Here is a 12916-nt window from a genome sequence, read left to right on the forward strand (position 1 = left end):
GCGCGAGCACAACCGACGGCCGCTGGTCGGGGAGGCAACATCCGACCCTTCGACCACATGCATCGATAGTCACGATGGCTATGTGAACCCACAAGACTCCAGCCATCCGCGCCCGGCTCGCCCGGCACCCGCGGTTACGTGCGAGTCGGCGCGGGCCCGGTCGAACAGGCCGTCAGACCCGCTCGGCGGCGGTGGCGATCCGCTCGACCCGGGCCCGCAACGCCCGCTGAAGCAGGACCGGGTACACGTGCAGCAACACGGTGAGGACCGCGAGCCACCCCGCCGCGCCCCGGGCCCCCAGCAGCAGGGCGGCCCCGGCCATGCCCACGCCGACCAAGGCGAGCACCAGGTGGGCGAATTCGGAGCGCCGGGTGTCGCGCGCCAGCGCCGCAAGACCGGACCGGCTGCCGTCGAAGGAGCGCTGGTTGCGGATGGACCGTTCCCAGCCCAGCAGGCGCAGCAGGCGCGCGTACCACCAGACGCCGAGCCGTCGGTGGAGAGCAGGCTCCCAGGGCCGAGCCAGGGCAGGCGACTCCGAGACTGGCAAGGTGCTCTGCTGGGAGTTCGACTCCGAGGACGAAGCCCGGCAGATGGTTGGCTCTTCACCGCCGAGGAACAGCGCTACTCAGGTTGAGATCAGCTCAGTAGGTCGCGCCCCGCGCCACCTGCGCCGCCACCCGGTCGTGCAGCGCGGTGAGGGCCGGGCTGACGGTGGCGGTGAGCGGCGTCGGGTCCGCCAGCCGACGCGCCGTTTCCGGTAGCCAGGTGAGGTCCGCGTCGAATCGGCGACGCGCGGCGCGTACCTCGCCGGCCGGGTCGGCGGCGTCGAGGCGACGACCGCCGCGCATGACCGGCACGAGCAGCGGCTCGCGGTTGCCCGGTGGCGGTTCGTCGCGCAGCCCCACCACGTCGCCGCTGGCACCGGTGGGATCACGGAAGACCTGCTTGGGGCCGGGCAGGGTGGCCTTGCCGGGCGACAGCTTGAGCACCGGCCGGTCGCCGACGGCCACCAGCTTGTAGGCGCTGTCCAGGGACGGCGCGTCGAAGGAGACGCCCATGCGGGTGCCGACGCCGTAGGCGTCGATCGGTGCGCCCTTGGCGACGAGTGCTCCGATGACGTCCTCGTCGAGGCTGCCGCTGGCCACGATCTGGGCCCGGGTCAGCCCGGCGTCGTCGAGGATCGCGCGGGTCTGCACGGCCAGCGCGGCGAGATCCCCGGAGTCGAGCCGCACGGCCACCGGGCCGGTCAGGCCCAGCTCGGCGACGACCTCGACGGCGGCCCGCACTCCGGCGGGCGTGTCGTAGGTGTCGACGAGGAACACCGGGTTGGTGGGAAAGTCCGTGGCGAACGCGCGGAACGCGGCACGCTCGTCGGGGAACGCCTCGACGTACGAGTGGGCCATCGTCCCGGACGGCGGCAGCCCGTAGCGTCGCGCGGCCTCGACGTCGCTGGTCGCGGCGAAGCCAGCGATCGCGGACGCCCGCGCCACGGCCGCCCCGGCCTCGATCCCGTGCGTCCGGCGGAACGCGAAGTCGACCAACTGCGCGTCGCCGGCCGCGAGGCGGCATCGGGCCGCTTTGCTGGCCACGGTGGTGTGGAAGGTGATCAGGTTCAGGACGCCGGTCTCCACCAGCTGCGCCTCCGCGATCGGCGCGGTGACCTCCAACAGCGGTTCGTCGGCGAACACCATGCGACCCTCCGGTACGGCCCAGACGTCACCGGTGAACCGCAGCCCGGCCAGCGCCGCCAGGGTCGGCTGGTCGAGCCCGACGGTGTCGCGTAGATAGCCGATGTCGTCCTCGTCGAACGCGAAGCTCTCCAGGAAGGCCAGCGCCTCGGCCAGCCCGGCGGCCACCAGGAAGCCGCGCTGCGGCGGCAGGCGGCGGACGAACAGGCTGAACGTGGCGCGCTCCACCATGCCCCGGCGCAGGTAGCTGGCCGCCATCCGCAGCTCGTACAGGTCGGTACGCAACCCGGTCATGGTTCCTCCATCGGCACGTGGTCGACGGGCCGGTGGCGTCGTGGTGATGCCGCCCCGGTCCGGTCAGGCGCGGGAGCGGCGCGCGGGGCGGCGGGACAGGGAACTCGGCGCGTTGACGCCGGCGCCGTCGCTGACGCTGATGCCGAGCCGTTCGACCAGTTCGCCGCCGAGCCAGGCCGTCATCCCGGACAGGACGATGCCCGCGAAGCCGCAGATCAGGGCCAGGGCATTCGGCTCCCAGTTCGCCGCGGTGGCCCGCGCCAGCCAGCTCACCGCGAACAACAGCACGACGACGACGTTGCCGATGCCGTGGATCGCGCCGATCCGCTTGGCGCGGGTGCCGGACGGGATGGCCCGCCAGTCGGTGAACCCGAAGACCGCGGCGACGAGACCGCCGATGATGCCGGCGCCGATGATGTACCCGGCGGAGATCTGGAATCCGGCCCGATCCGTGATCAGATACAGGATGTCGAAGATCACCGCCGTGGCGAGCAGCCCCAGCGGGAAAACGATCAGCATGGGGTGGATCCCGTGACCCATCGCCTTGGCTCGGCTTTCCAACGCGGCCTCCCTCCCTGGCGGGATGTTGGGCGCGGGTACCCCTTCGGGCCGCTGGTACACCTACCGGCGGTGAACGCGCGCGGCTGCAGGCGTGCGATGGGAACTGCCTCGCGGACCCACCCGGGACAGGTCAGCGGCCTGGATCGTCTGCACCACCACCGACCGCCAGGCGGGGAAGCGTGATGGTGAATGTCGTCCCGACGCCGGCCTCACTCGCGACCGTGATGGTGCCCCGGTGATCGGTGACGATCTGCCGGGCGATGGCGAGGCCGAGACCACTGCCCCCGGTACGGCGGCCCCGTGCGGCGTCGGCCCGCCAGAACCGGTCGAACACATGCGGCAGCGCGTCCGCTGCGATTCCCGAGCCGGTGTCGACGACCCGGACGACCGCCTGCGTGTCGGTGCGGCTCGCGACCAGCCGGACGCTGCCGCCCGCAGCGGTCGCGCGTAGCGCGTTGGTGACGAGATTGCCCACGACCTGGCGCAGCCGGTCGGGATCGGCGCGTACCGCAACCGGTTCGGCCGTCACGTGCAACGACACCCCGGCTGACTCCGCCCGGGCGTGGTGGGCGGTGCCGCAGGTCTCCAGGAGTTCGGCCAGATCCACCGTGACCCGGTGGTACGCCAGGTTGCCGGCCTCAGCCAGGGCCAGGTCCTGCAGGTCGTCGACGATGCGCTGTTGCAGCACCGCCTCTTCGAGCAGCGAGGCGTAGAGCTCCTGGTCCGGCGTGACCACGCCGTCGGAGAGCGCCTCGAGATAGCCGCGCAGGTTGGCCAGCGGGGTGCGTAGTTCGTGTGCGACGTCGGCGACCAGCCGGCGTTGCCGCTCCTCCCCGCGCTGCAGGGAGTCGGCCATCCGGTTGAACGACCGGGCCAACTCCGCCAGTTCGTCGTTGCCCCGCACCGGAACCCGTCCGGTGAGGTCGCCCCGGCCGAGCCGCTGAGCGGCCGCGGTGAGCGTGTCGATGGGGCGCAGCACCCGCCGGCTCAGCAGCACGGTGCCGATGATCGCGACCGTCGCAACGCCCGCTGCCGCGGCGAGCAGCGGACCGGCCGCCAGCGCGGACGCCGGATCGCCACGAGCGCCGAGGTAGACCCGGGCGGGTACCGGCGCGACATCACTGATCTGGTTGGTGAAGACCTGGGCCAGGCAGGAATCCAGTGGTTCCACGGCCGTCAGGGCGCCACAGCCCTGCACCCGGTCGGCGCCGGCCGCCCGGTCCCGGCCCGGCCGGGCCGCGATGTCGCGACAGCCGCGGACGATCTCGTCGACGCCCTGGCGATCGCGCCCGTCGGCCGTGCTCAGGTCCGCGTCGAACTGCGGAACTCCCGTGCTGGTGGGTGAGGCGACGACAGGGACGGATTCCCGGGTCAGGCAGGCCGCGAACAGCACGCCCGTGCGGTAGGCGGCGATCGCACCGACCACGCCTTTCTCCCGGCCCGCCGGCTCCGCCGGCAATGCGGCCAGATTCAGTACCGGCCGCGGGTCGACGAACCCGACCATCGTGCCGAGCGGCCGGGCGGTGCGATTTTCCTGGGTGTCCGTGTCCACGATCACCTGGCCCGTATCGGCGACCAGGTGGATCCGCTGACCGGTTTCGGCGCGCAGGTCCTGCACCAGGCCGGGCACGCCCTCCCAGGTGCCGTGCCGGCTGCCGTACGCCTCGAGTCGGGCGACGACCTGGTCGAGCTGCGCTCGGTCGACGGTGGCCGACTCGTTGATCTGTTGCGAGGCCTGCCGCAGGGTCAGCCACGCGGTCGCCGCGGTCGCGCTCACCGCGACGAGGATGACCAGCCAGAGCACCCGTAGCCGAAAACTCACCGGCTGGCTCCGGGCGTCCCCTCGGGCGTCGCCGCCGGTTCCGGCTCCGGTTCGGCGAGCCGGTAGCCGCGGCCGTAGACGGTCCGCACGTACCGCGGCTCGGCGACGTCGGCCTCGATCTTGCGGCGGAGGTTCATCACGTGCGCGTCGACGGTGCGTTCGAGCACGAAATGATCGAAGCCGAAGGCACGGTCGATGATCTGCGCCCGGGTGAACACCCGCCCGGGCTCGCCGGCGAGCACCTCGAGGATGCCGAACTCCTTGGCCGTCAGAGCGACCGGCCGGCCGCCGACGCGTACCTCGAACCGGCCGGCGTCCACCTCGAGCTCGCCGACGCGCAGCACCGCCCGGTTGTCGGCGCTCACCACCCGGGCCCGGCGTAGCAGCGCCCGTACCCGGGCGGCCAGCTCCCGCGGGCTGTACGGCTTGGTGAGATAGTCGTCGGCACCGAGATCGAGGCCCAGCAGGACGTCGTCCTCGGTGGTGCGGGCGGTCAGCAGCAGGATCGGAATCTCCGACTCGGCGCGCAGGATCCGGCACACGTCGAGGCCGTCGACGACCGGCATCATCACGTCGAGGACCACCAGGTCCGGCCGGCGGGTCCGGCACTGGTCCAGCGCGGCCCGCCCGTCGCCGACCAGCAGCACGCTGTGCCCCTCGCGTTCGAGATAGACCCGTACCAGGTTGGCCTGCTTCGGGTCGTCCTCGGCGACCAGGATCCGCGCGCTCATGTTTTTCCCGTTCTGGCTAGTGGTGGCGGGGTCAAGTAAAACCGAAACCTGTGAAGAACTGATGTGGGCGGGCCCGGAGAGCGGCGAGCGGGATATCCGCACAGCTGGCCCACGGCTTCTTCAAGGGTTCTTCACCACAGGCTGCCTACGGTTCCGGTCATGTCAGTCAGGAGCCGGACATGATCCTGGAACCAGCACACCCAGGCCGCCGCGGGGAGCAACAGCGGCGGGCGGTCCGGCGGCGGATCCGGGAGACGCTCGCGGTGCGCCGGGCCGCCGCTGTCGGCGGGCACGGGGCCGCCGAACCGCCGGACGAACCGCCCGTCGAACCCGGGGCTGCCGGGTGACGCCGGGTACGCGCGGTCGACGCGCGGGGACCGGTGTGATCAGTGAGAGTGCCGAGCTGGCCGAGGCCGTGATAGATCTCGCGGCGATCGCGCAGAATATTCGGACGATCGCAGCGATCGCGCGTACCGGGTTGATGGCCGTGGTGAAGGCCGACGCGTTCGGGCACGGCGCGGTGCCGGTGGCGCGGGCCGCGTTGGGGGCCGGCGCCGACTGGCTGGGCGTGACCTCGGCGACGGAGGCGGTGGCACTGCGATCGGCGGGCATCGACGCGCCCGTCCTGAGCTGGCTGCACCGGCCGGACGAGGACTTCACCCGCCTGATCGCCGCGGACGTCGACATCGCGGTGTCGACCCTGACCCATCTGCGCGCGATCGCCAACGCGGCCACGGGTCTCGGTGTGCCCGCCGCGGTCCAGCTCAAGGCGGACGTCGGTCTGTCCCGCAACGGTGCCAGCGACGACGAATGGCCCGAGCTGGTCGCCTGGGCTCGCAAGCACGAGGCGGAGGGCAGCGTCCGGGTGCACGGGGTGTGGTCCCACCTGACCAACGCCGACGTGCCTGGATGCCCGAGCATCGCGCGGCAGCTGTCGACGTTCCGGGAGGCACTGCGGATCGCCCAAGATGCCGGGCTTTGTCCGAAACTAGTGCATTTGGCCAGTTCGGCGGCGGCACTGGCCGCCCCGGAGACCCAGTTCGATCTCTGTCGGATCGGCCTGGCCATGTATGGCATCGACCCCTTTGGCGCGGCCGGTCCCCGCCGTTTCGGCCTGCGACCCGCCATGACCCTGCGGTCAAGGGTGGTCAACCTGAAACGCGTGCCCGCCGGGACCGGCGTCTCGTACGGGCCCGACCACGTGACCAACCGGCCGACCACGCTCGCTCTGCTGCCGCTCGGGTACGCCGATGGCCTGTCGCGCACCGCCGAGGGCCGCGCGTGGGTCTGGCTCGCTGGTCGACGATGCCCGATCGTCGGCCGCATCGCCATGGACCAGTGCGTCGTCGATGTCGGCGATCTACCGGTGGCGCTCGGCGATCCCGTGGTCGTCTTCGGCCCCGGCGCCGAGCCCGGCTCGCCCGACCCGGCCGAGCCGACGGCCGCCGAGTGGGCTCAGTGGGCCGGCACCAACCCGCACGAAGTCCTGACCGGAATCGGCGCGCGAGTGGCGCGCGTACACCTACACGGGGAAGCGGCAGCATCATGACTGTTCGTTTGGCGGTGCTGTTCGGTGGGCGCAGCGGGGAGCACGACGTCTCCCGGCGCTCGGCGGACAGCATCCTGGCCCATCTCGACCGCGACACGTACGACGTGACCGAGGTGATGATCGAGCGGGACGGCCAGTGGCGGGTGAACGGCGACCGGGCCACGTTCGCGCAGGCGCTGCGGACCCTCGGCGACCAGGACGTGGTGTTCCCGGCTCTGCACGGCCCGTACGGTGAGGACGGCACCGTCCAGTCGATGCTGGAGTGGCTCGGCGTCGCGTTCGTCGGAAACGGTGTCTTCGCCAGCGCCGCGGGGATGGACAAGCCGGTCACGAAGAAACTCCTCGCCGCCGACGGCCTGCGCGTGGCCGCCGGGGTGACGCTGCGCCCCGACGAGGAGCTGTCGTCGCGGGATCAGGAGCGACTGGGACTGCCCGTCTTCGTCAAACCCGCCCGGGCCGGCTCCAGCCTGGGCGTCTCCAGGGTCGAACAATGGGCGCAACTGCCCGCCGCCCTGCGGCGGGCGCGGGAGAGCGACGCGAAGGTTGTCGTCGAACGCGCCGTGCGCGGGCGCGAGATCGACGTCGGCGTCCTTCAACACCCCGACGGTCGCGTCGAGGCTGGGCCGCCGCTGGAGATACGGGTGACGGACGCCTCCTTCTTCGACTACGACGCCAAGTACGACGGCGGTGCCGTCTTCCAGATTCCGGCCCAGCTCGACCCCGGCACCACCCGACTACTGCAGGACCGGGCCGTACAGGCGTTCCACGCGCTCGGATGCCGTGGGCTGCTCCGCGTCGACTTCTTCCTCCCGGATCCGGACGCCGACCACGGCACAGGGTGGACCGGAGACTGCCGGGAGCCGGTGATCAACGAGGTAAACACCTTCCCCGGATTCACCGCCGCCTCCCAGTACCCGCAGATCTGGCAGCGGGCCGGCGTCGGCTACTCGGCACTGCTCGACATCCTCATCCAGGGCGCACCGCACCGACGCGACACCGTCTCCCCCCGCCCGGGCCCCTGCTGATGGCCGTCTACACCGCGGAACACCTCCGTGGGCTCCGCATGATCGTCGCGGGCGGGGGATCGGGCGGGCACACCTACCCGGCGCTGACCACGATCCGTACGCTCCGCGGCCGGCTGGCGGCAGCCGGCACCGGACCGGACGTCCGCTGGGTGGGCGTAGCCCACGGACTGGCGGCCAGAATCGCCCAGCGGGAGGCAATTCCCTCCACGGCGATCACCACCGGCAACCCGCGCCGCTCGCCGGACCTGCACGAGTGGGGCCGCAACGTCGCCGACGCCTTCCGCGTGCCGCTCGGCATCTTCCAGGCCGGCGCAATCATCGACGCCGCCGGGCGCGGCGCGTGCTTCGGTGTGATCTTCGGCTGTGAACTGTGCGAGCTGGACGTCATCCGCGTTTGTCCAGCCGATGCGGATCTGCCCGAACAGCGCTGGAATGCGCTGGCTCCACGTGTCGATCAGCCGGCGAGCTGGTCGCGGCGGCGGGTGAGGTAGGCCCGCTCCGCGGGGTTGCCGGCGAGACCGATGGCCCGGTCGTACGCCGCCCGCGACTCGCCGCCGCGCCCGAGTCGCCGCAGCAGGTCGGCGCGCGTGGCGTGGAAGGCGTGGTAGCCGTCAAGGACCTCGGCGAGCCGGTCGATCTCGGCGAGCCCGACCCCGGGGCCGTCGACTTCGGCGACCGCGACCGCCCGGTTGAGCCGCACGATCGGCGAGGGATCGAGCAGCACCATGCGGCCGTAGAGGGCGACGATGGTGGACCAGTCGGTGTCTCGGGCGGATGGGGCATGCGTGTGGACCGCGTTGATCGCGGCCTGCAGCTGGTAGCGCCCGGGTGGGTCACCGCCGGTCGCCACCGCCTCGATCCGCTCGCGAACCAAGGCGTTGCCCTCGGCGATGAGGGTGCGGTCCCATGCGCCGCGGTCCTGCTCGTCGAGGGTCACCAGCTCCCCGGTGCGGGACACGCGCGCCGGCCGTCGGGCGTCAGTGAGGAGCATCAGGGCAAGCAGGCCGGCTACCTCGCCGTCGTCGGGGAGGAGGGTTCGGAGCAGGCGGCCGAGGCGGATCGCCTCGTCGGTGAGGTCGACGCGCACCGGGTCGTCGCCCTCGCTGGCGAGGTAGCCCTCGTTGAAGACGAGGTAGACGACCGCGAGCACGCCGGCGAGCCGCTCACGGATGTCGTCGGCCGAGGGCACCCGGTAGGGAATGTGTGCCGCCTTGATCTTTGCCTTGGCGCGGGTGATCCGTCGCGCCATCGTGGTCTCCTGCACCAGGAAGGCGCGGGCGATCTCAGGGACGGTGAGGCCGCCGAGCAGGCGGAGGGTGAGCGCCACCCGGGCCTCCAACGCGAGCGCAGGGTGGCAGCAGGTGAAGATCAGTCTGAGCCGGTCGTCCTCGACCGGGCCGGTCGGCTCAGGAGGGGTGTCGTCGTAGGCGATCCGGGCCGCCTGGTGTTTGGCGTCGCGCTGCGACTCGCGACGGAGCCGGTCGATCGCCTTGCGGGTCGCGGTGGTGGCGAGCCAACCGCCGGGATTGGGCGGCAGGCCCTCGCGCGGCCACCGCTCTGCAGCCGCCAGGAACGCCTCGGCGGTCGCTTCCTCGGCGACGTCGAGGTCGCCGAAACGGCGCGCGAGGCCGGCGACCACCTGTGCCCACTCCTCCTGGTGGGCACGGGTGATCGCCTGCTCGACGGTGGGACCAGTCACGGCTCCAGCAGCGCTCGGACGGATTTCGCGGTTCGGAAGGGACGCACCTCGACCGTGCCGCGGCACGCTTTCGACCCCTCGGCGGCAAGCGCCAGGGCCACGTCCAGGTCGGCGGCCTCGATGACCCAGAAGCCGCCGAGATACTCCTTCGTCTCCAGGTAGGGCCCGTCGGTGAAGGCCGGCTTCCCGCCCTGCCCGTCGACGGTGGTGGCGGTCGTCGCGGGCTCCAGGCCGTCGGAGAAGACGAGGTGACCGTCCCTCTGGAGCCTCTCGTTGAAGGCGCCGGTGTCGGCGAACGCCTGCAGCATGGCCTCCTGGGAGGGGTAGGTGCCGGACTCGGTGTGCTCGGCCGGTCCGTAGACGGACAGCAGGTACCTGGGCACCGCGCTCACTTCTCCCCAGGGCCGTGACGCCGGGCCTCCCCGGGACCTCGAAACCGGTGCACCTCCTGCGGCCAGTCGAGCACGGTCGCGAGCCTGCCGGCCCAGTATCGCGCCGCCGCGTCGTCGGGCACGTCCACGACGGCGAAGCCGCCGAGGTGCTCCTTGGTCTCGACGTACGGGCCGTCGGTGAAGACGGGCTTGCCGTCAACCAACTCGACACTGCACACCGCGGTGGACCGGTCGAGCCCGCCGTTGCTGAAGATCAGGACACCCTCGGTCTGCATCTCCTCGATCACGGCCCGGGCGGCCGTGCCCTTCTCGCGCACTTCCTCCGCCGTGTGGTCGGGCACCCACTCATCGTTGAAGGTGATCAGGTACTCCGTCATGGTCGTCTCCTCTCAGTTCCCGGACGAGGGCCTCTCCCGACTCCTCGTGTGCGGCGGTCCGGCCGGCCGCCGCACTAGTTCCACGAGCGGCTGCGCCCTGATACGACACCATCCCGGAAACTCCTTTTCAAGGCAGCCCCACGTGGTGACTGAGGAAACCAGTGCGAGCAGTCAGCGGCCGTCGGCCCTGGTCCCTCCACAAGCCCCGTCCTGCCCGGAGCGTCGCGGATCCGGCGGCAGCCGCGGCCACGACCGCTACCGTTTCACACGAGGCCGAAGTCACCCGCTGGCGCCGAGCGGCGGGCTGGTCAGTGTTGAAGAACTGCCCGCCTTGACCGCTGCGGAGCTGCTCGCCGACTCCATGGCCGACATCGTCGGTGGTGCTGCCTTCATGGTTCTCACTGCCTGCCGCATATGGCGATTCGCGGTTGAGAACGTGCACTGCTCCAATGCGCAGGCCGCAGAGTGGGCACTCGACCGGGATCCTTCGCTGACGGCCATTCGTCAGGCGGTCCACCAGTACGAGCAAGATCCGGCGAGCATGGTTGACGAGCAGGGCATAGCCGACCTGCTCGACAGCGTGCTGCATGAACCCGCACGGACGCGACAACCAATGCGCGACCAGCGCGGTGAACCGTTCCGCGTCGACCTGCTCAGCCGGCACCCGGACGGCGTACCCGGGGCCTTCCCGGGCAGCACCGTACTCGGTGAGCGCGGTGGTCGGTCCGGTTCGAGCGCCCGCCGCAGTCCGGCCACGTAACCGTGCAGGGTCGGCGGGCCGGCCGTACGCCCACCGTCGCTCCAGACCAGGTCCCGCAGCCGCTCGGCGGGCAGCATCCGACCCCGGGCCGCCAGCAACGTGGCGAGTACCATGCGCTGTCGCCGGCCACCGAGCGCCACTTCCGCCCCGTCGCGGTGTGCGGTCAGTGGCCCGAGTACGGCAAGCCGCACGTCGGCCATCCCCACCCACCACCTTCACCGGGTCGCCGTGGTCAGGCGGTCGGGTCACCGAGAGCTACGCAGACGTTGTCCTGTCGGCCGATCCCCAACGTCAGCCGACGGGTGCCGGCCGGATCGATCGAGACGACGTGCAGCCCGTCGAGGATGTAGTAGCCACGTGGGTAGCGGTCGCCCAACCGGAAGCCGAACCCCGCCGGCCCGACGATGGTGTAGCGCAGCCACCCGCCGTCCGGGCGGTATTCGAGCAGCCCGGAGCCGCCCGCGTCCCGACGTACGGCTTTCCCGGTGTCGGTGTTGACGAAGTCCACGGTCAGCGGGCCGGCGTACTCCTCACGTCGGACGGCCCCGGTGACATACCGGGCGAGCACCCGGACCCGTACGTCCTGGGAGACGACGCGGACGTGGAGCGGGAACGAGCAGTAGCGGCCGGCCGGCCCGGTCCATTCCTCCTGGATCGACGGACGCCAGGGCTCGGGGCGGTTGCCGGCCCAGCCTCGCCAACCGGACACGGTCACCTGGGATCCGTTGTCCTGAGCGACCACCGGGCCGGCGGGAGTGGTCACGAGGGCCGTGGACACCATCAGCATTCCGAGCAGAGACCGACTGACGATCTTTCCCAGGCGCATGTCATCACCTAACCAGTAAATTTCAGTTAACCGGTGTCATCGACAGTACTGGTTAACTGCGCTGAGTCAAGGCACACTGTCGACATGCACTGGGTGAACGTCGAGGGCTATCCGATGCCCGTCCCGGTCGGCGGGCATCCCGCCCTGGAGCTCTGCAACACCTGGGCCGGCTGGGCGGCACCACCCGGTCCGGAACGGGAGTGGCTTCGCGACTTCGACCGCCTGGCGGTGTGGACCGGGCACGTCCAGCTACTCACCCCGACCACCGTCGGTCGACTCCGGGAACACGGCCGCCGCCACCCGGCCGCCGCGCACGACGTGCTGGTGGCGACCCGGCTGCTGCGCACCGCGCTGCGCGATGTCCTGCTCGACCCGGGCGACACAACGGCCTTCCGGCATGTCGCCGAGCAGGCACACCGAGCCGCCGCCGTGGCGGTGCTGGAGTCGGACCAGGACGGACTCGCCCACTGGACGCTGCCCGACGACGTCGGTCTGCTGCTGCCGCTGCTGGCCGGTGCCCGGGCCGCCGCCGACCTGCTCAGCACCCCGGCCCGCACCGAGGTACGCGCCTGCCCGGCCGTCGACTGCGGATGGCTCTTCCTCGACCGGCGGGGCCGGCGTCGCTGGTGCAGCATGGCCAGTTGCGGTAACCGGGCCAAGGTACGGGCCTATGCCGCCCGCCAGCAGCCGGGCTGACCAACCGTCACTCGAATCCGATGGCGTTGTCGCCGGCGCTGGCGGCGGTGACGACGACCGCGAGGAGTAGGCCGAGGGTATCGGTGACGATGCCGCGCTCGCGTCCGACGATCTTCTTGCCGGCATCGATGCCTTGCGTGGCCAGTGGCGCGTTGGTGGAGGTCTTCACGCTCTGGGTGTCGATGACGCAGGCCGACGGCTGGGTGGCGCGTCCGGCCCTGGCGCGGGCGAGGCCGGTGAGGTCGTAGTTGAGCTGGGCGAAGATGCCGTCGGCGGTCCAGGCGGCGAAGTAGCCGTAGACGGTCTGCCAGGGCGGGAAGTCGTGGGGCAGGTAGCGCCGGGCGTCCGGGAGTTGCGCGAGGGCGGCGTCGAGGACGGTGATGTGATCCGCGGTGGTGTTCGACCCGGCCCGACCCGGCGCAACATTCGGACAGCGGCTTTCGGGGTGTTGTCCAGGAAGCAGAACAACGGGTGGTAGCCGTAAGGCCGGTCCGGG

The 12916-nt window shown here is 71.5% G+C and carries 12 protein-coding genes and 3 pseudogenes; 5 read left to right on the forward strand and 10 right to left on the reverse strand.

Annotated features, from left to right (window positions below):
• Positions 1-172: 172 nt before the first annotated feature.
• The 5 genes and pseudogenes from ACGF5C_RS28960 to ACGF5C_RS28980 all read right to left on the reverse strand — a co-directional run bounded on the left by ACGF5C_RS28960 (position 173) and on the right by ACGF5C_RS28980 (position 5096).
• Entirely contained in the window at positions 173-547 is a 375-nt protein-coding gene (locus ACGF5C_RS28960; RefSeq protein ID WP_393306664.1) for a hypothetical protein, read from the reverse strand.
• A 94-nt stretch (positions 548-641) separates the two neighbouring features.
• Complete coding sequence (locus ACGF5C_RS28965; RefSeq protein WP_393306666.1) at positions 642-1982, reverse strand: nicotinate phosphoribosyltransferase; 1341 nt, start codon at positions 1980-1982, stop codon at positions 642-644.
• A gap of 63 nt (positions 1983-2045) precedes the next feature.
• Positions 2046-2522, reverse strand: a complete 477-nt coding sequence (locus ACGF5C_RS28970; protein ID WP_393306731.1) for a DUF2231 domain-containing protein — start codon at positions 2520-2522, stop codon at positions 2046-2048.
• Positions 2523-2772: 250 nt separating this feature from the next.
• Positions 2773-4047 (reverse strand): annotated as a pseudogene (locus ACGF5C_RS28975) (sensor histidine kinase); the annotation flags it as partial.
• 314 nt (positions 4048-4361) lie between these two features.
• Positions 4362-5096, reverse strand: coding sequence for a response regulator transcription factor (locus ACGF5C_RS28980; protein ID WP_393306668.1), 735 nt, complete (start codon positions 5094-5096; stop codon positions 4362-4364).
• A gap of 382 nt (positions 5097-5478) precedes the next feature.
• Between ACGF5C_RS28980 and alr the strand changes: the two genes are divergently transcribed.
• The 3 genes and pseudogenes from alr to ACGF5C_RS28995 all read left to right on the forward strand — a co-directional run.
• Positions 5479-6645 carry an alanine racemase gene (gene alr, locus ACGF5C_RS28985; RefSeq protein ID WP_393306670.1) on the forward strand — a complete coding sequence of 389 codons (1167 nt, stop codon included), beginning with the start codon at positions 5479-5481 and terminating at the stop codon, positions 6643-6645.
• Complete coding sequence (locus ACGF5C_RS28990) at positions 6642-7670, forward strand: D-alanine--D-alanine ligase family protein (protein WP_393306672.1); 1029 nt, start codon at positions 6642-6644, stop codon at positions 7668-7670. The genes alr and ACGF5C_RS28990 overlap by 4 nt, the downstream gene beginning before the upstream one ends.
• Positions 7670-7990, forward strand: a pseudogene (locus ACGF5C_RS28995) (glycosyltransferase); the annotation flags it as partial. The gene ACGF5C_RS28990 and the pseudogene ACGF5C_RS28995, both read left to right, overlap by 1 nt.
• A 134-nt stretch (positions 7991-8124) precedes the next feature.
• Here the strand turns inward: ACGF5C_RS28995 and ACGF5C_RS29000 are convergent.
• From ACGF5C_RS29000 to ACGF5C_RS29010, 3 genes are read right to left on the reverse strand one after another with little or no spacing between them, the layout of a single operon-like run.
• Positions 8125-9369 (reverse strand): RNA polymerase sigma factor, encoded by a 1245-nt coding sequence (locus ACGF5C_RS29000; protein ID WP_393306673.1) that lies wholly within the window; start codon positions 9367-9369, stop codon positions 8125-8127.
• On the reverse strand, positions 9366-9752 hold the full coding sequence (locus ACGF5C_RS29005; protein WP_393306675.1) for a YciI family protein: 387 nt from the start codon (positions 9750-9752) through the stop codon (positions 9366-9368). The genes ACGF5C_RS29000 and ACGF5C_RS29005 overlap by 4 nt, the downstream gene beginning before the upstream one ends.
• A 5-nt stretch (positions 9753-9757) precedes the next feature.
• Positions 9758-10138: a YciI family protein gene (locus ACGF5C_RS29010; protein ID WP_393306677.1), complete on the reverse strand. Its 381-nt coding sequence runs from the start codon at positions 10136-10138 to the stop codon at positions 9758-9760.
• Positions 10139-10469: 331 nt separating this feature from the next.
• On the opposite strand from ACGF5C_RS29010, the gene ACGF5C_RS29015 reads away from it, so the two are divergent.
• Positions 10470-10898: an aminoglycoside adenylyltransferase domain-containing protein gene (locus tag ACGF5C_RS29015; protein WP_393306679.1), complete on the forward strand. Its 429-nt coding sequence runs from the start codon at positions 10470-10472 to the stop codon at positions 10896-10898.
• Positions 10899-11130: 232 nt separating this feature from the next.
• On the opposite strand, the gene ACGF5C_RS29020 is transcribed toward ACGF5C_RS29015, so the two are convergent.
• The gene (locus ACGF5C_RS29020; RefSeq protein WP_393306681.1) at positions 11131-11724 is read right to left on the reverse strand and encodes a hypothetical protein; all 594 of its coding nucleotides are present in this window, start codon (positions 11722-11724) and stop codon (positions 11131-11133) included.
• An 84-nt stretch (positions 11725-11808) separates the two neighbouring features.
• On the opposite strand from ACGF5C_RS29020, the gene ACGF5C_RS29025 reads away from it, so the two are divergent.
• Positions 11809-12420 (forward strand): CGNR zinc finger domain-containing protein, encoded by a 612-nt coding sequence (locus tag ACGF5C_RS29025; protein ID WP_393306682.1) that lies wholly within the window; start codon positions 11809-11811, stop codon positions 12418-12420.
• Between the two features lie 16 nt (positions 12421-12436).
• Here the strand turns inward: ACGF5C_RS29025 and ACGF5C_RS29030 are convergent.
• Positions 12437-12802: pseudogene (locus ACGF5C_RS29030) on the reverse strand (transposase); the annotation flags it as partial.
• Positions 12803-12916 lie beyond the last annotated feature (114 nt).

Origin of the sequence: Micromonospora sp. NPDC047620, assembly GCF_043205005.1 — a bacterium.
Taxonomy (GTDB): domain Bacteria; phylum Actinomycetota; class Actinomycetes; order Mycobacteriales; family Micromonosporaceae; genus Micromonospora.